Source organism: Segatella copri (assembly GCF_019127135.1).
GTDB lineage: Bacteria > Bacteroidota > Bacteroidia > Bacteroidales > Bacteroidaceae > Prevotella.
The window spans coordinates 25,761-44,085 of sequence record NZ_JAHOEA010000033.1; the positions used below are offsets into that span (position 1 = coordinate 25,761).

Here is an 18,325-nt window from a genome sequence, read left to right on the forward strand (position 1 = left end):
TGTTGATGTTGATGTTCTTACTCATAATCCTGGTACAGGAAATCGTTGTATGGATACTTCTGTACGTGCAACTCTCTAACTTTCTTGTAGAGTACCTCGCGGAATTCATCGATGTTCTCCTTGTTCTTTGCCGAGATGAAGAGGCAGTCCTCATTGAGTTTTGCCATCCAGGTCTTCTTCAGGTCTTCCAACGGAATGTTCTCTTTCTCCATCGGTGTGAGGTCGTCTTCCTCTTTTTCTACCCAAGAGTAGTTGTCTATCTTGTTGAAGATAATCATCGATGGCTTGTCAGCGCAATCCAGTTCCTTGAGTGTATTCTCTACTACCTGAATCTGCTCTTCGAAGTCGGGATGTGAGATGTCTACTACGTGCAGAAGAAGGTCGGCCTCGCGTGTCTCGTCAAGGGTACTCTTGAAGGAGTCAACCAGGTCGGTTGGCAATTTGCGGATGAATCCTACGGTATCGGCAAGGAGAAACGGCAGGTTGTCTACCACTACCTTGCGTACGGTGGTGTCGAGGGTAGCAAAGAGTTTGTTCTCGGCAAACACCTCGCTCTTGCTGAGCAGATTCATGATGGTAGATTTACCAACGTTGGTATAGCCCACCAGTGCCACGCGCACCATTCTGCCTCTGTTCTTTCGCTGTGTAGTCTTCTGCTTGTCGATTTCTGCCAGTCGTTCTTTAAGGAGACTCATTCTGCCGAGGATAATACGTCGGTCCATCTCGAGCTGGGTCTCACCCGGTCCACGCAGACCGACAGAACCCTTGCCGCCACCAGATCCAGAACCACCACCCTGGCGTTCCAGGTGAGTCCAGAGTCTTTGCAGACGAGGGAGCATATAACGGTATTGCGCCAACTCCACCTGGGTTTTAGCCGCAGCGGTTTGCGCACGCATGGCGAAGATATCTAGGATGAGAGAGGTGCGGTCCAGGATTTTCACCTGCAGTTCCTGTTCGATGTTACGGATTTGTTTGGCAGAAAGTTCATCATCGAAGATAACCATACCTACTTCTCTATCTTCCTCTTCTTCGTTTTTGATATATTCTTTGATTTCTTCGAGTTTACCCTTACCCACATAGGTGGTCTGGTTAGGAGAAACCACCTTCTGCGTGAATCGCTTCACGGTGACAGCCCCCGCAGTATCGGCAAGAAATTCCAACTCGTCGAGATATTCTTTTGTCTTGGCTTCATCCTGCGTCTTGGTAATCAGGCCCACGAGTACAGCGGTTTCCGCCTTGACTTCTGATATTACAAATTCTTTCATCTATTTTCTTTATATATATAATAATGTGAAAAGATAGTGCAAAGATAGTGTAAAATACAGAGAAAACAAAATATAGCATCAATATTTTAACTTTTTTATTAATGTGGCAGAAAATATTCAAAAGACACAAAATGCACAGCTGTATTTTAGCCACAACAGCGCACAAATGGTCTTTTTGGTGCGCAAAAATTGTAAACGTTTACGTTGTTTTTTGCATAAAAAATCGAGAAAGATTTGATTTATATCAATATTTGTCTTAATTTTGCACCCAGAAAAAGAAATTGATTTTCAAAAACGAATAAATCATAACTACATAAAAAAACAAACTGCTGAAACATTCAAAAACTTCAAAGGCCTCGACGTGATGTCGGGGCTTTTTGTTTTATGATATGTTTTGCGTGTGCTTTTTGCCAAAATTCTACCCATTTTTGTTTCTTTTTCGTAAGTTTTCACGAATATGGATGCTTTTTGAATAAAAAATATACCCTATTCTCTGCAAAATAGCTTAACTTTGCAAATGGTTTTGTTGCATGTAGCAGTAACTGAAGCCGTAATGCCAGGCTGTACTGCGTTGCATCACAGAGAAGATTATAATATCAACCTAACAATAAAATGAAAATGAAGCAAAAAATTTGTATTGCTAGTATTTTGTTGCTCGGTACGGTTTGTGTACAAGCCAACAATTATGAAGTGACATCACCTGATGGCAGATTGGCGGTCAAGGTGGAATGTGTAGATGGAAAGGCAAAGGTTGTGATTCAGCCAAATGGCGGTATTATCATCAATTAGAAAGCTGTTCATCTGCCAGTAATGAATCCGCAGAAACAACACATAATAAATAAAAAGGGGTGATTACAAGATCATCCCTTTTTTCGTCTTAAAACTAAATTAAAAACTAAACGAATAACAATAATGATGACAGCAAACTACAGCAGAAAGTGGATGATGGCAGGTCTTCTTGCTTTTTCGGCCTTTACCTCCCCAGTCATGGCACAGCACAATGGACTGGTAGATATGAGCCACAGCAAGGAAGCCAGAATGGTAAATATGCCTTTGGGAAGTACCCGTTGGACAGGTGGTTTTTGGGGTGACCGATTCAAGGTCTTTTCAGAAACCTCGCTTTGGGATATGTGGAAAACCTGGGATACCCCCGAGGTGTCGCACGGTTTCCGTAATTTCGAGATTGCGGCGGGCGATGCTGAAGGCGAACATTGGGGACCACCTTTTCATGATGGTGATATGTATAAATGGCTTGAGGCATGTGCTTCTGTTTATGCAGTAACTCATGATCAGAAACTGGATGCTCTGATGGATCGCTTTATTGCCGAAGTGGCTAAGGCGCAGCGTGCCGATGGTTATATCCATACCCCTGTGGTGATAGATGAGCGCCATAAGGGCATCGATACGCATGCTCTCAAAGACCGGAAGGATGAAGCCGAAATCGGTATCACCGTAGGCGGAAAAGATGAGAAAGGAGCCTTTGCCAGCCGTCTCAACTTCGAAACCTATAATCTGGGACATCTGATGACTGCCGGTATCGTACATTGGCGTGCCACAGGCAAGAAGACACTCTTCAACTGTGCACTCAAGGCTGCCGATTTTCTCTATAATTTTCTGAAGAACCAGCGCGATGAGTTGGCGCGCAATGCAATCTGTCCTTCTCATTATATGGCAGCTTCAGAGATGTACCGTGCTACCGGCGACAAGCGTTATCTGGAACTGGCAGAGGGGTTGATAGCCATTCGTGATGAAGTGAAGAATGGTGAAGATCACAATCAGGATCGCCATCCTTTCCGTGAGCAATATGAGGCGATGGGGCATGCGGTGAGAGCCAACTATCTCTATGCGGGTGTAGCTGATCTCTATGCCGAAACTGGCGAGAAACAACTCATGAAGAATCTGTCCAGTATCTGGGATGATATCACCTATCGCAAGATTTATATCACAGGTGGATGCGGTGCCCTCTATGATGGTGTGTCACCTGATGGAACCACTTACGATCAGCCAAGCATTCAGCAGATTCACCAGGCATACGGCAGAGCATATCAGTTGCCAAACGAGACTTCTCATAATGAAACCTGTGCGCAGATTGGTAATATCTTCTTATCCTGGCGTATGCTCGAAACCACAGCTGATGCCCGCTATATGGATATGGTGGAAAACGAACTTCTGAATGGAGTCTTGCCGGGCATTTCGCTCGATGGTACCCGATATTTCTATACTCAGGCTCTGCGCCGTACGGGCGATTTCCCTTATGTGATGCGCTGGCCGAAAACCCGCCAGAAGTATATCAGTTGCTTCTGCTGTCCACCTAACACCCTTCGTGCACTTTGCGAAGCGCAGGAGTATGCTTATGCCGTGAAAGGTGATACTTTGTGGGTGAACATGTATGGTGATAATCATCTGAAAACAAAGGATGTTGATATAGAGATGACTTCTGGCTATCCTTATGATGGTAAGGTTTCCATTCGCATCAACAAGGCTAAGAATATCAGAACCTTGATGCTCCGCATGCCGGGAGAGGGTAGATATGAGGCGATTTCTGCTACTGATTCAAAAGGCAGACAGACTGGTTGGAAGAAGGGAACCCTCGTAGAACGAACATTTGATATGAAACCTCGTCTGGTGGAGGCTAACCCTTTGGTTGAAGAGAATAAGAACCAGATAGCCGTGATGCGCGGACCTATTGTCTATTGTTTGGAAAATGTGGATATCGATGCTTCTTCTGTTCCTGCTTCCTGCAAAGATAAGTATGGTAGGGTAAGCGTGAATGATATCGTGATTCCTGCAGATATCCAATGGACTGAAGTAAAGAAGACAATCGACGGTCACGAGTTTGTTGCGCTCCAGGGTGAGGCGCTGCTTGCTGAAAAGGGAACAGCAGCATCCTGGCAGAAGAACCAGCTTTATCGTACACTTGCTCCTGCCCGTAAAAAGGTAAATGTTACGCTCATTCCTTATTATGCCTGGGATAATCGGGGTAGTGATGTGGAAATGTCGGTTTGGCTTTCAGTTAGAAAATAATTATTTTTTAGTTATGAAATTAAGAAGAATCCTATTGCTGGGAATGCTGGGCTTCAGCCTCGCTCTCTCTGCTGGAAATAAGAAGATAGGCTATGTTCAGGTATCACCCGATTCTTCTCTCGCTGATGCGGTTCGCAAGGCTCGCGAGATGAGAAGATTGGGACAGGCTGATTCGGTAGTAGTTAAAATGCAGGCAGGTCAATACCGGCTCTATGAACCTCTGGCGCTCCGTTCGGAAGACAGTCATCTCTGTTTTGAGGGAACGCCTTCGGTAAAGCATTCGGCAGGTACGGTGCTTACAGGAGCCGTACCGGTTAGCGGATGGAAGAAACAGGGCAGATATTGGGTGGCTGATGTGCCTGATTTCAATGGACGTCCTATGGATTTCCGTCATCTCTGGGTGAATCATTCGCGGGCTGATAGGGCGCGTAGCGTGAGTGATTTTAATCAGATGCCGCGCATCAGATGGGTAGACAAGAAGAAACGCGTCATCTGGGTTCCGGCTTCTGCTGTTCGTCAGCTTCTGACGGGGACTAAGGATAAGGCGGGTAACAGTATCATCCGACCGGATGCAAGATATGCAGAGATGACGCTGCACCAGATGTGGGAGATAAGCTATCTGCGCATCAGAAACATCCGTATTCAGGGCGATTCTGCTGCCGTATCTTTCCACGATCCCGAGGCTAAGATTCAGTTTGAACGTCCTTGGCCTTCACCTATGTATAATTGTGAGCACAATTCACCTTTCTTTATCTCGAATGCGCTGCCTCTTCTGGATAAACCGGGCGAATGGTATCATGATATCCGTACGCATAAACTGTATTATATGCCTAGGAAAGGGGAGCGTATGGATGTTGCGGCGCCGGCTTTGGAAACGCTGGTGAAATTTGAGGGTACCAGAGAAAAAATGGTGGATGCTGTTACTTTCAGAAATGTGAACTTTGAAGTTACAACATGGAACCGCCCTTCTTACAAGGGACATGTGCCTTTGCAGGCGGGAATGTTCATTACCGAAGGTTACAAACTGCGCCCTAGTATCGACCGTGTGAACAACCATAAATTGGATAACCAGGATTGGCTTGGCAGACCCGCTGCTGCTGTTGAATTGCGCTATGCAAGCAGAGCGGTTTTCGATTCATGCTCTTTTGGACATCTGGGTGGCGATGGCCTCGATTTTGTTGAGGGGTGCCAGGATGGAGCGGTACTTAACAGTACCTTCGAAGATATAGCGATGAATGGATTGGTATGTGGCAGCTTTTCGCCTGCCGGTCTGGAGACGCATCTGCCTTATCGTCCGCAGGATTTGCGTGAGGTGTGCAGCGGACTGCATGTCGGAAACTGCGAGTTCTCTGATGTTACAAACGAGGAGTGGGGTACCTGTGCCATTGCTTTGGGTTACGTTAGCCGCATGAACATCGAACATAATTATATTCATGATGTCAGTTATTCGGCTATCAGTATGGGATGGGGTTGGAACCGCGATTGGGTTGTGATGCATGATAATCGCATTCATGCCAATCTTATCGAGCGCTATGCTGCCCATATGTACGATTGCGCTGGTATCTACACGCTTGGCAACCAGCCAAACACGGTAATTTCAGAGAATGTGGTGCGGGATATCTTCCATCCTTCCTACGTACACGATCCTCATCATTATTTCTATCTCTATACTGATGAGGGCTCTTCTAATATTCTCCTGAAAGATAACTGGACGCCAGAAGAGAAATTCCTGAAAAACGCCTGCGGTCCTAATAATGTCTGGCAGAATAATGGTCCGCAGGTGGCTGATGAAATTGTGAAGAAGGCAGGAAAGGTAAAGGGCATGTGGGATAATCTAGCGAAAGTTCAGTAAAGTTTAAGTTCAAGGTTCAAAGTAAAAAGCTTATGAAATTTATCGGAATATGGATGGCTAGTATGATACTGCCATCTGGATTACATGCAGCCACATGGCTGAAGAATCTGAAAGTGGAATACCGGAATACTCCACTGGCAGTAGGTGTCATGCATCCTCGGTTTGCCTGGCAGATGGAGGTTGATGACAAAAGTAGAGGAAATCAGCAGAGTGCTTACCGGATATCTGTTATTGATGAAACGGGTAAGGAAGTCTGGAATACAGGTAAGGTGAAGAGTACCGAATCGTTAGGCATACAGTATGCTGGCGAATCGCTTCGCCCTTCTGCACGCTACCAATGGTATCTTACAGTCTGGAATCAGAAAAACGAAGAACTGCAGGCTTCTTCTGCTTTTGAAACAGCCTTGGTGCTGGGTACAGACTATAATCATCATGTCACGACAGCCGAAAATGGAACATATCTGGCTTGGGAAGGTGCTAAATGGATAGGAAGAGGCAATGCTCCCGTGATGTTCTATGCCCCTTATTTTCCAACCTTCCGACTTCATTACGAACTGCAACTCGATAAGAAGTCGAAATCGACGGCAGCTTCCTTCATCTTCGGTGCCAACGACCCCCGACTGATGGATCGCAATAAAAATCTCTTAGGGGTATTCAATGCGAAGGATTCTTCTTATATCCGCGTAGAACTTGATATTGCGCCTCTCAGAAAGTCGAAGCCTGCCCGTATCAATTTCTATCGTCGGGGCTACAAGGTTGGCGAGACGGATGCCGCACCTTTGGTTTCCTACGATATTCCTGCTGCGGTTATCAACAGGCAGAACCAGTATGCTGCCCATCAGATAGATATCTCGATGGATACCGGTGCTGCTACTCTCTTCCTGGATGGAAAGGAAATTGTTGGTGAAAAGGTAGAAATCGATACAGATGGCAAACGGCATTCTGTAGGAAGTCTGATTCTGAATCCTACCGGAGAACAGGGTAATAACTATATTGCCTATCCGATGCTTGCCGATTGGGGATATTACGTGGCTAAAGGTCAGAAGGCTACTTTCAGCCATGTTGAGGTTAGAAACTTTAAGTCGCCTCAGAATGTGGTAGCTGCTCCTTTACAGCAACTCTCTGCCAGCCAGCTCTCTGTAGACGGAAAGAAAGAGGGCGCGCTTGGCATCTTTGCCTTTAAGGAGAATACTGCACCTATGCTTCGTACAGAGTTTGCTACCTCTGGCAAAAAAGTCAGAAAAGCCCGTCTTTATGCTACAGCACGCGGAATCTACGACATCTATATAGATGGTAAGGCAGTAAGTAAAGCTTATTTCAATCCTGGTACTACAGAGTATAACCATACTCATACTTATCAGACCTTTGATGTAACTTCTTTGCTTCAGCAGTCGGGTGAGCATGCTATCGGAGCCGTCCTTTCCGAAGGATGGTGGAGTGGTGGTGCCACCTATGTAACCGGAAATTGGAATTTCTATGGCGACAGGCAGTCGTTAATGGCAAAGTTGCAGATAACCTACGAGGATGGTTCACAGCAAACCGTAGTTACTAATCCTGCTACCTGGAAAAGCTATGATGATGGCGCTGTAAGATATGGCAGTTTCTTTATGGGTGAGGTGTATGATGCACGCAAGGAGCAAGACTGCAAAGGATGGGCGATGCCTCATTTTGATGACAGAAATTGGCAACCTGCGGTAGAAGTGAAGGAATCTGATTTCAAAACTTCTGAGGATTTCCAACTTCTTCCGGATATGGCAGAGGCAATCATGCCTGTTGATACCCTGACGGCTCTCAATTGTGTTGAACCGCGCAAGGGTGTTTATGTCTATGATCTCGGACAGAATATGGCGGGTGTTCCGCTGGTACATTTCTCGGGTTTGAAACCTGGCACGGAAGTAAAGATCCGTACAGCCGAAATCAAATATCCTGATTTGCCAGCCTATCGGGATCATGTAGGCATGATTATGACCGAGAATCTGCGTGTGGCAACTTCGCAAGATGTTTATATAGCCAGGGGAGGTGAAGAGACATTCTCGCCAAGATATACCCTTCATGGTTTCAGATATCTCGAGATTACGGGTGTTGATGCTCCGGTAGCGCCCGACCAGGTAAAGGCGATAGTAGTGAGTTCGATGAATGAGCAGGCTTCGCAATATTCTACCTCCCGTTCTGATATCAACCGCTTGTGGCTCAATTCGGTATGGTCTACGCGTTCTAATTTCATGTCTGTTCCTACCGATTGTCCTCAGCGTAATGAACGTTTGGGCTGGATGGGTGATATTTCTGTATTCGGGCGTTCTGCTACATATATTACCGATGCTTCCCAGTTCTTGCGCCGCTATCTTATCTCGGTCCGTGATTTGCAGAGCGCTAAGGGGCAATATCCTGATGTGGCTCCAACCAATTGTGGTTTTGGTGGCTTGTTATGGGGAAGTGCCGGTGTAACCTTGCCTTGGGAACTCTACCAGCAATATGGCGATAAGGCTATGCTGGCTGAACATTACGCATCGATGAAGCGCTATATCCAGTTTGTGCTGGATGAGTATGTGGATAAGAAAACAGGACTTATCGTACAGCATCATCAGTGGGGCGATTTGGGCGATTGGCTCAGCCCGTCTTATGAAAAAGATGATAAGTCGCTCGTATGGGAATGTTATTTCATATACGATCTGGATATTCTTTCTCAGATGGCAAAGGCATTGGGCAAGACTGAGGATGCGGCATGGCTGACCAGGTTGGCAAACGAGCGCAGGGCATTCTTCAGGAAAACATTCGTGGATGAGGCTACAGGTAAGACCATCTGTTCGTGGTATGATGCTGAGCGCAAGGGACAGTTGATTGATACCCAGACATCTTATGCTCTTCCTTTGGCATTCCATGTGGTAGATGGTGACTTGCGTAAGAAGATGGCTGCTCATCTCGCTGCAGCCATCAAGACTCCGATGGCCGGTTATCCTGCTTATTCGCTCCTGACGGGCTTTATCGGTACCGCTTGGATCAGTAAGGCACTTTCGGATAATGGCATGTCCGAGGAGGCTTACCGTTTGCTGCAGTACGAGGGTTATCCTTCCTGGCTTTATCCTGTAAAGAATGGAGCCACGACGATTTGGGAGCGTTTGAACTCTTATACGGTAAAGGATGGATTTGGCGAGAACAACAGTATGAATTCGTTCAATCACTATTCTTTTGGAGCTGTGGCATCGTGGATGTACAATTACTCTCTCGGTATCTGCCGTGATGAGAAGTCGCCTGGTTTCAAGCATTTCATCTTGAAGCCGGAGGTTGACCCTACGCGTGGCATTACTCATGCTGAGGGTTATTACGATTCAATGTATGGCAGAATCAGCAGCCGTTGGCAATATACTGATTCTGGTATCCGTTATGAGTTTACGGTTCCGGCTAATACGACAGCCTCTCTCTACTTGCCTGCCTCTGCCGTCTCTTTCATTTCAGAGAATGGTAAGCCGTTGAAAAAGGCATCGGGAGTCAGATACGTAAGTGCTGATAAGGAACTCCATCATTTGGAGCTCGCCTCTGGATCTTATCAGTTTGATATAAAACACTGAACTTTTGCATATCAGGAAGTTAAAGGAGTTAAGGAAGTTAAGGAGTTAAGACGTATGTCTTTCAGCTTAAAAACTACGCCAAAAAGACTATTGTCTTAACTCCTCAGCGACCGTAGGGAGCGATAACTCCTTTAACTTCTTTAACTCCTGAACTTGCGAAACTTGAGTAAAATAAAAAATGGGTGGCAGATTTGATATCTGTCACCCATTATCTTTATGATTTAAAACCTGTTTCCTGCGGATAGATTATCTGCTGGGATTATTGGTTTTTGAAGACCAATCCATCTGCATCTGTATGATCGATGGTGATTGGCTTCTCTCTACTAACCTCTTCTGCAAGAATCTTCTTACTCAAGTCGTTTAATACATAATCCTGGATAGCGCGCTTTACAGGACGGGCACCAAACTCAGGATCGTATCCAACCTTTGCCAGATACTGGATAGCTGCAGGAGTCCAGCAAAGTTCAAAGCCCTGAGGCTCCAACATCTTCTTTACTCGCTTCATCTGAAGTTCTACAACCTCAGCAATCTGCTCCTGGGTCAATGGCTTGAAGGTGATGATATCGTCAATACGGTTCAGGAACTCAGGACGGAAAGTCTTGCGCAATATCTCACGGCTTGCGTTGGAAGTCATGATGATGATGGTGTTCTTGAAGTTGACTACACGACCCTTGTTGTCGGTCAACCGGCCATCGTCCAATACCTGCAACAGGGTATTGAATACATCAGAATGCGCCTTCTCAATCTCATCGAAGAGAACCACACTATATGGTTTGCGGCGTACAGCCTCGGTCAACTGGCCACCTTCATCGTAGCCTACATACCCTGGAGGCGCACCGATCAGACGGGTTACGCTAAACTTCTCCTGATATTCACTCATATCAATTCGGGTCATCATCGACTCGTCATTGAACAGATACTCAGCCAGAGCCTTGGCAAGTTCAGTCTTACCTACACCGGTAGTACCGAGGAAGATGAAGCTGGCAATAGGACGCTTAGGATCCTGCAAACCGGCACGGCTACGGCGAACGGCATCACTTACAGCGGTGATAGCCTCGTCCTGTCCGATGACTCTCTTGTGGAGTTCTTCCTCCAGGTGGAGCAGTTTCTCACGCTCACTCTGCATCATACGGCTTACTGGTATTCCGGTCCAGCGGCTTACAACCTCAGCGATATCATCAGCTGTAACCTCCTCTCTGACCATCGCTGCGCCACCCTGTGTACTCTTCAGCTGCTCCTGGATCTTCTTGATGTCATCCTCGAGCGCCTTCAGTTTAGAATAGCGGATTTCAGCCACACGCTCGTAATTGCCTTCGCGCTCCATGCGTTCAGCCTCAAACTTCAGGTTTTCTATCTCCTGCTTATCCTGCTGAATCTTGTTGACGAGTGCTTTTTCGCCTTCCCATTTAGCACGGAAGTCATGCTCCTGATCCTTCAATTCAGCAATTTCCTTATCCAACTGCTGAATCTTAGGTTGGTCATTCTCGCGCTTGATAGCCTCACGCTCAATCTCCAACTGCTTCAAGTGGCGGGTAATCTCATCCAGTTCTTCTGGTACAGAGTCACGTTCCATTCTCAGTTTTGCTGCTGCCTCATCCATCAGGTCGATAGCCTTATCTGGGAGGAAACGGTCGGAAATGTAACGCTCAGAGAGTTTTACGGCTGCAATGCAGGCATCATCCTGAATACGTACCTTATGATGGTTCTCGTAGCGCTCCTTGATACCACGGAGTATGCTGATGGCGTCTACCTCGTCAGGTTCATTAACCATGACGGTCTGGAAACGGCGCTCCAGAGCCTTATCCTTCTCGAAGTACTTCTGATACTCGTTGAGGGTAGTAGCACCGATGGCTCTCAGTTCACCACGAGCCAACGCAGGTTTCAGAATGTTGGCTGCATCCATGGCGCCTTCGCCTCCACCAGCACCAACCAGGGTATGAATCTCATCAATAAAGAGGATAATCTGGCCGTTGGCGTTGGTTACCTCTTTGATGACGCTCTTCAGACGCTCCTCAAATTCTCCCTTGTATTTAGCACCGGCTACCAGCGCACCCATATCGAGAGAATAGAGCTGCTTGTTCTTCAGGTTCTCTGGTACATCGCCACGTACGATACGCTCGGCAAGACCTTCTACGATGGCAGTCTTACCTGTACCAGGCTCACCTATCAGAATAGGGTTGTTCTTGGTTCTTCGTGACAGAATCTGGAGTACTCTTCTTATTTCCTCATCACGTCCGATAACTGGGTCCAGCTTGCCACTTCTTGCCTGTTCTACAAGGTTTTTCGCATATTTCTCCAAGCTCTGATAGTTGTCATCAGCGCTTTGTGATTTTACGTTCTGTCCCTGTCTCAGTGCCTGAATGGCAGCGAGCATATCTTTAGCATTTGCACCAGCATCCTTCAGAATACGTGCAGCAGTAGAGTTGCCCTGAACGATAGCCAACAGGATAGGCTCTACGCTAACGAACTCGTCACCCATTTTCTTGGCGGTATCTTCGGCATTCATCAGTATCTGGTTAGTCTCGTTGCTGAGGTACGGCTGACCGCCACCCTGCACACGAGGCAGATGTTGCATCTCCTGACGCAAGAGCATGGCGATTTGCTGTCCGTTCATGCCCAACTTCTGGAAGATGTAGTTGGTCACATCGGTAGCCTTTTCAAGGATACCGCTAAGCAGATGCACCGGTTCGATGGTTTGCTGACCATTTCGCTGCGCAATGTTTACGGCTTCCTGTACCGCCTCCTGCGCCTTGATTGTAAATTTGTCGAATGTCATATTTATATCTCCTTTCTAATTTATATATTCATATTTGTGTTATTTGGATGAGCCCCGGAATCTCCTCTTCGGAAACCTCCCGGTGCGTTCCTCCCATCCTTTAGCGAAACTTATGCCTATTCGTTGAAAATCAGTGATTTACTGACATTTTGTCTTGTTTTGGGCGGATAAAAGATAGAATTAAGAGATATTTCCGGACAGAATGACAGAAGAAGGCGGTTTGAGTACGGGCTGAAGGCCCAGGCTCCTTTCAGGGCGTGTGGGGCTTACATGCGAAACTTGAGTTGCTTATTTCTTGATTTCTCTCAATTATCTTTTAAATATCCTTTAAATAATGCTATTTTATGAGGGGAAATGTTGTGTAATCAAAATAATCTTCGTACCTTTGCACCATCATAAATTATAATTTATAAGTTCAATGGCTGAAACAAAGAAAATCAAGACAGCATTGGTGTCTGTCTTCCACAAGGATGGCTTGGACGAATTGCTCGCCAAGTTGAATGAAGAGGGTGTAAAGTTCCTGAGTACTGGTGGTACCCAGAAGTTTATCGAATCTTTGGGTTATGAATGCGAGAAAGTTGAGGAGGTCACTACCTATCCATCTATCTTGGGTGGTCGCGTAAAGACTCTTCATCCTAAAATATTTGGAGGTATCTTGGCTCGCCGTGACAACGAGGGTGACCAGGAGCAGATGAAGGAATACGAAATCCCTTCAATCGATCTCGTCATCGTAGACTTGTATCCTTTTGAGCAGACTGTAGCTAGCGGTGCTAGCGATGCTGATATCATCGAGAAAATCGATATTGGCGGTATCTCTTTGATTCGTGCAGGTGCCAAAAACTTCAAGGACGTGGTTATCGTTCCTAGCAAGGCTGAATACAGCGTATTGCTCGATATCTTGAAGAAGAAGGGTGCTGAGACTGATATCGAAGATCGCAAGATGTTTGCAGAGCGTGCATTCGGTGTAAGTTCTCACTACGATACTGCAATCCATGCATGGTTTGCTAAGTAAACTCTCTGAAAAATAAAGTAGTTAAGGAGTTAAGAAGTGGAAGAAGTAAGGACAAGTGTCTGTGTGTGGATTCAATTCCCGGTATATGGACAGACTGTTGCCGTGGCTTCTATGCTCCTTTAACTCCTTAACTCCTTAAATAAAAAGTAAATTTTAAGCTTAAAATAATTTAGAAATAAAATGGGATTTTTTTCATTTATTCAGGAAATCGCAATGGACTTGGGTACAGCCAATACCATCATTATCAGTGATGATAAGATTGTAGTGGATGAACCTTCTGTTGTAGCCCTTGACCGCCGTACCGACAAGATGATTGCTGTGGGCGAGAAGGCTAAGATGATGTACGAGAAGACTCATGATAATATCCGTACTATCCGACCATTGCGTGATGGCGTGATTGCCGACTTTACTGCCTGTGAGCAGATGATGCGTGGATTGATTAAGATGGTTCATACAGGTAGCCGTCTCTTCTCTCCTTCACTCCGTATGGTTATCGGTGTACCTTCTGGTTCTACCGAAGTTGAGCTTCGTGCAGTGCGCGACTCAGCCGAGCATGCAGACGGACGTGATGTATATTTGATTTTTGAGCCAATGGCTGCCGCTATCGGTATCGGTATCGATGTTGAGGCTCCAGAGGGTAATATGATTGTTGATATAGGTGGTGGTTCTACCGAAATCGCTGTCATCTCATTGGGTGGTATCGTATCGAACAACTCAATCCGTACAGCAGGTGACGACCTTACTGCCGATATTCAGGAATATATGAGCCGTCAGCACAACGTGAAGGTTTCTGAGCGTATGGCTGAGCGTATCAAGATTCATGTGGGTTCAGCTCTGACCGATCTTGGTGATGAGGCTCCAGAGGACTTCATCGTACATGGTCCTAACCGTATTACAGCGTTGCCTATGGAGGTGCCTGTATGCTACCAGGAGATTGCTCACTGCCTGGATAAGACAGTGGCAAAGATTGAGAACGCTGTGCTCTCAGCATTAGAGAATACACCTCCTGAGCTCTATGCCGATATCGTGAAGAATGGTATCTGGCTCTCTGGTGGTGGTGCTTTGCTCCGTGGTCTCGACAAGCGTTTGCAGGATAAGATCAATATCCCATTCCACATCGCAGAAGATCCATTGCACAGTGTTGCCAAGGGTGCTGGTATTGCGTTGAAGAATGTAGACCGATTCTCATTCTTGATGAGATAATCAGAACTTATTCTAATATAAGAATAAAGTATGCGCAACCTTTTAGAGTTTTTAGCGAAATACAACCATTGGTTTGTCTTCCTGATTCTTGAGGTGGTGAGTATGGTGCTGTTGTTTCAGTATAACAGCTATCAGGGCAGTGCCTGGTTCTCCTCGGCTAATGCCGTAACAGGTAAGTTGTATGAATGGGATGCGAATGTAGAAACATTCTTCTCACTTACCAAGGTGAACCAGGAACTCACACAGCGCAATGCGTATCTCGAACAGGAGGTGCAGAAACTTTCCGACAGTCTCGTGAGCGCGACCAAGGATAGCAGCATCTACCATCGTGATCAGTTTGCATTGCTGAGAAACTATCGTCTGATTCCGGCTAAGGTGGTGGCGAATAGTATCGATAAACCCGGCAACCTGATGACAATTGACAAAGGTAGCGCGGATGGCATCCATAAGGATATGGGTGTAATCAGCGGTACGGGTGTTGTGGGTATCGTGTATCTGGTGGCAGAACATTACGCTATCGTGATTCCGGTATTGAACACGAAGTCGAACATCAGTTGTATGATTCAGAATAGAGGCTATTTTGGCTATCTGCGCTGGAAGGGTGGTGTGTCTGACCTTGCTTATCTGGAAGAGGTGCCACGTCATGCTCACTTTAAATTGGGTGACTATGTGGTAACGAGTGGCTATTCTGCTGTATTCCCTCCTGGTGTGAGAGTGGGCAGAATATTGCACGTGTTCAACTCTGCCGATGGGCTGTCGTATCGCGTACAACTTCGCCTCTCTACCGATTTTGCCCGCCTGCGTGATGTGTGTGTCATTGATGATACTGCCATGAAAGAGCGTTTGGAGATTATGCGTGCAGCACAGGATAGCATCGAATCAAATGGAGACAATAATCAATAATGACGTATAGTAAGAGGATATAAAAGCAATGAGTATAGATTTAGTGAAAAGACTAGCTACCTTTGTGGTGCTCGTGCTGGTACAGGGATTGGTGTTTAATCATATTCATCTTTTCAATTGTGCCACCCCCTTGCTGTATATCATTATGGTACTGCATTTCCGCCGCAACCATCCTAAATGGGCGGTGCTATTGTGGTGCTTTATGATGGGGCTTTGTGTGGACGTATTTGCCAATACGCCAGGTGTTGCAGCAGCTTCGATGACAGCTGTGGGACTGCTACAACCTTATTTGTTTGAACTTTTCGTACCGCGTGACAGTGCCGACGATCTGGAACCGTCCATGCATACTATCGGCGTAGGTGCATATTGCTGGTACGTATTTATTATCATTCTCGTTTATAATCTATTGTTCTTTACACTCGAAACTTTCAATTTCTTTAATTGGGTTCACTGGTTGGAATGTATAGGCGGAAGTATGGTTATCACTTATGTATTGGTGATGGCGACAGAAAGTTTCAGGAAGTAAGATTCCGGATAAGTGATGAGAGAGAAAAGAACACGATTTTTAGTTTGCTATATATAATAAGGTATGTTGGATTACAATCTTGAAAAACGAAGATTCGTTATCGGTGGAGTGGCCACAGCTATTGTGGTCATTTACATGATTCGTCTGTTTACGCTTCAGATTATGAGCGACGACTACAAGAAGAATGCCGACAGTAATGCCTTCTTGAAGCGTATTGAGTTTCCGGCTCGTGGTGCCATTTACGACCGTAATGGTAAGCTGCTGGTGTATAATCAGCCGTCTTACGACCTGATGGTGGTCATGAACGAGGAGAGCGGCCGACTTGATACGATGGATTTCTGTAATTCGCTGGGTATTACGAAAGAGTTTTTTATCAAGCGAATGAACGATATCAAGGACCGCTCTAAGAACCCGGGCTATTCGCGCTATACCCAACAGCTTTTTATGGGACAGCTGAGCGATAGGGATTTCAGTGTGTTCCAGGAGAAGATGTTCCGATTCCCCGGTTTCTATGTCCAGAAACGTACCGTCAGAGAATATACCTATCCTTATGCAGCCCATGTGCTGGGTGATGTGGGTGAGGTTTCGCAAAGCGATATTGAAGACGATGACTACTATCAGGCTGGCGACTATATCGGAAAACTGGGTATAGAGAAGTTTTATGAGAAGCAGCTGCGTGGTGAGAAGGGTGTGAAGATTATGCTGAGAGATGCTCACGGCAGAATTCAGGGTAGCTATCAGAATGGTAAATTCGACCAGAAACCTGTGGCTGGAAAGGACTTGACGCTGGGATTGGATGTCAAGTTGCAAGCCTTGGGCGAACGTCTGCTGCAGGGTAAAATCGGCAGTATCGTTGCCATCGACCCTAGAACGGGCGATGTGCTGGCTATGGTTTCTTCTCCTTCTTACGATCCAAGACGTCTGGTGGGTAGAAACCGCGGCAAGATGCACAAGTGGCTCTCGCATAATCCTTGGAAACCGCTCCTGAACCGTAGTATTCAGGGTCAGTATCCTCCGGGCTCTACCTTTAAGACCACCCAGGCGCTGACTTATCTTACAGAAGGTATCATCACACCGGGAACAGCTTTCCCATGTAATCATGGTTTCTCTTATAAGGGTCTGCATGTAGGCTGTCATGGTCACCCGTCGCCTATTGCGCTGATTGATGCCATCAGTACCTCTTGTAACGGTTACTTCTGTTGGGGTCTTTACTATATGATAGGTAACCGCAAGAAGTATGGCAGCGTACAGAATGCGATGACCATATGGAAAGATTATATGGTGAGCATGGGATTCGGCTATAAGTTGGGCATCGACTTGCCTGGCGAGAAACGCGGTCTGATTCCGAATGCACAGTTCTATGATAAGGCTTACAATGGTTCATGGAACGGACTGACGGTAATCAGTATTTCTATCGGTCAGGGTGAGGTTAACCTTACACCGTTGCAGATAGCCAACCTGGGTGCTACCATTGCCAATAGGGGATACTATTATGTGCCTCATGTAGTGAGAAAGGTGAAGGGCGAACCGCTTGATACGCTCTATACCCGACGTCATTATACCAAGGCTTCCCGACGGGCTTACGACTATGTGGTAGCCGGTATGAGAAGTTCGGCACTGAAGGGAACCTGTAAGCTGCTAGGCCGCTACGATTTCGAAGCTTGCGGCAAGACGGGTACGGCACAGAACCGTGGCCACGACCACTCTGTATTCATGGGCTTTGCTCCGATGAACAATCCGAAGATTGCCATTGCCGTGTATGTAGAGAATGGTGGTTGGGGTGCTGACTATGGTGTGCCTATCGGCGGTCTGATGATGGAGCAGTATCTCAAGGGTAAGTTATCTCCTGATTCTGAGCGCAGGGCTGCAGAGATGCAGGCCCGGAGAATCGCCTACGGATTAAGCAGTAGATAATGTACAATTGATAATGTATTGAACTTTCGCATGTAGTTTAAGTACGGGCTGAAGGCTCAAAAACTCCAGAAGCAGCACGCCCTGAAAGGGCAGAAGCTCCTAGCCCAGGGCATCGCCCTGGGTATAATAGCAATCAGCAAGACGCCCTGTAAGGGCAAAAGCTTTATGTATTGCCTGGAGTTTTTTAAAGCTTTTGCCCTTACAGGGCGACAGACTAGCGCCCGAAATAACCCAGGGCGATGCCCTGGGCTAGGAGCTTCTGCCCTTTCAGGGCGTGTGGGGCA

Annotated in this window: 11 protein-coding genes; 9 read left to right on the top strand and 2 right to left on the bottom strand. The window is 46.4% G+C overall.

The genetic code is table 11. From position 1 onward, the window contains the following. Nucleotides 1–17 precede the first annotated feature (17 nt). Nucleotides 18–1,265, bottom strand: coding sequence for a GTPase HflX (gene hflX / locus KSW37_RS09710; RefSeq protein ID WP_217314106.1), 1,248 nt, complete (start codon nt 1,263–1,265; stop codon nt 18–20). A gap of 618 nt (nt 1,266–1,883) precedes the next feature. Here hflX and KSW37_RS09715 point away from each other — a divergent pair. The 4 genes from KSW37_RS09715 (at nt 1,884) to KSW37_RS09730 (ending at nt 9,707) form a co-directional block, all read left to right on the top strand. Further along, nucleotides 1,884–2,054 carry a hypothetical protein gene (locus tag KSW37_RS09715; RefSeq protein ID WP_217314107.1) on the top strand — a complete coding sequence of 57 codons (171 nt, stop codon included), beginning with the start codon at nt 1,884–1,886 and terminating at the stop codon, nt 2,052–2,054. 123 nt (nt 2,055–2,177) lie between these two features. Continuing rightward, entirely contained in the window at nt 2,178–4,289 is a 2,112-nt protein-coding gene (locus KSW37_RS09720; RefSeq protein ID WP_437183119.1) for a glycoside hydrolase family 127 protein, read from the top strand. 13 nt (nt 4,290–4,302) lie between these two features. Continuing rightward, nucleotides 4,303–6,141 (top strand): right-handed parallel beta-helix repeat-containing protein, encoded by a 1,839-nt coding sequence (locus tag KSW37_RS09725; RefSeq protein WP_217314108.1) that lies wholly within the window; start codon nt 4,303–4,305, stop codon nt 6,139–6,141. A gap of 32 nt (nt 6,142–6,173) precedes the next feature. After that, nucleotides 6,174–9,707 (top strand): alpha-L-rhamnosidase, encoded by a 3,534-nt coding sequence (locus tag KSW37_RS09730; protein WP_254368600.1) that lies wholly within the window; start codon nt 6,174–6,176, stop codon nt 9,705–9,707. A gap of 259 nt (nt 9,708–9,966) precedes the next feature. On the opposite strand, the gene clpB is transcribed toward KSW37_RS09730, so the two are convergent. Beyond that, nucleotides 9,967–12,483, bottom strand: a complete 2,517-nt coding sequence (clpB, locus tag KSW37_RS09735) for an ATP-dependent chaperone ClpB (protein WP_217314109.1) — start codon at nt 12,481–12,483, stop codon at nt 9,967–9,969. Between the two features lie 418 nt (nt 12,484–12,901). Here clpB and KSW37_RS09740 point away from each other — a divergent pair, with 418 nt between their 5' ends. The 5 genes from KSW37_RS09740 (at nt 12,902) to mrdA (ending at nt 18,041) form a co-directional block, all read left to right on the top strand. Beyond that, nucleotides 12,902–13,495 (top strand): IMP cyclohydrolase, encoded by a 594-nt coding sequence (locus KSW37_RS09740; RefSeq protein WP_119236676.1) that lies wholly within the window; start codon nt 12,902–12,904, stop codon nt 13,493–13,495. Nucleotides 13,496–13,675: 180 nt separating this feature from the next. Beyond that, a complete protein-coding gene (locus tag KSW37_RS09745; protein ID WP_006847875.1) occupies nt 13,676–14,698 on the top strand; it encodes a rod shape-determining protein in 1,023 nt (340 codons plus the stop codon). 30 nt (nt 14,699–14,728) lie between these two features. Further along, complete coding sequence (gene mreC, locus KSW37_RS09750; RefSeq protein WP_217314110.1) at nt 14,729–15,601, top strand: rod shape-determining protein MreC; 873 nt, start codon at nt 14,729–14,731, stop codon at nt 15,599–15,601. A gap of 28 nt (nt 15,602–15,629) precedes the next feature. Further along, on the top strand, nt 15,630–16,127 hold the full coding sequence (gene mreD, locus KSW37_RS09755; protein ID WP_217314111.1) for a rod shape-determining protein MreD: 498 nt from the start codon (nt 15,630–15,632) through the stop codon (nt 16,125–16,127). 63 nt (nt 16,128–16,190) lie between these two features. Next, nucleotides 16,191–18,041, top strand: a complete 1,851-nt coding sequence (gene mrdA, locus KSW37_RS09760) for a penicillin-binding protein 2 (RefSeq protein ID WP_217314112.1) — start codon at nt 16,191–16,193, stop codon at nt 18,039–18,041. Nucleotides 18,042–18,325 lie beyond the last annotated feature (284 nt).

Excerpts from the sequence above, each read along its gene's own strand:
- hflX (WP_217314106.1), bottom strand. The coding sequence starts at position 1,265 with ATGAAAGAATTTGTAATATCAGAAGTCAAGGCGGAAACCGCTGTACTC.
- KSW37_RS09715 (WP_217314107.1), top strand. The coding sequence starts at position 1,884 with ATGAAGCAAAAAATTTGTATTGCTAGTATTTTGTTGCTCGGTACGGTT.
- KSW37_RS09720 (WP_437183119.1), top strand. The coding sequence starts at position 2,178 with ATGATGACAGCAAACTACAGCAGAAAGTGGATGATGGCAGGTCTTCTT.
- KSW37_RS09725 (WP_217314108.1), top strand. The coding sequence starts at position 4,303 with ATGAAATTAAGAAGAATCCTATTGCTGGGAATGCTGGGCTTCAGCCTC.
- KSW37_RS09730 (WP_254368600.1), top strand. The coding sequence starts at position 6,174 with ATGAAATTTATCGGAATATGGATGGCTAGTATGATACTGCCATCTGGA.
- clpB (WP_217314109.1), bottom strand. The coding sequence starts at position 12,483 with ATGACATTCGACAAATTTACAATCAAGGCGCAGGAGGCGGTACAGGAA.
- KSW37_RS09740 (WP_119236676.1), top strand. The coding sequence starts at position 12,902 with ATGGCTGAAACAAAGAAAATCAAGACAGCATTGGTGTCTGTCTTCCAC.
- KSW37_RS09745 (WP_006847875.1), top strand. The coding sequence starts at position 13,676 with ATGGGATTTTTTTCATTTATTCAGGAAATCGCAATGGACTTGGGTACA.
- mreC (WP_217314110.1), top strand. The coding sequence starts at position 14,729 with ATGCGCAACCTTTTAGAGTTTTTAGCGAAATACAACCATTGGTTTGTC.
- mreD (WP_217314111.1), top strand. The coding sequence starts at position 15,630 with ATGAGTATAGATTTAGTGAAAAGACTAGCTACCTTTGTGGTGCTCGTG.
- mrdA (WP_217314112.1), top strand. The coding sequence starts at position 16,191 with ATGTTGGATTACAATCTTGAAAAACGAAGATTCGTTATCGGTGGAGTG.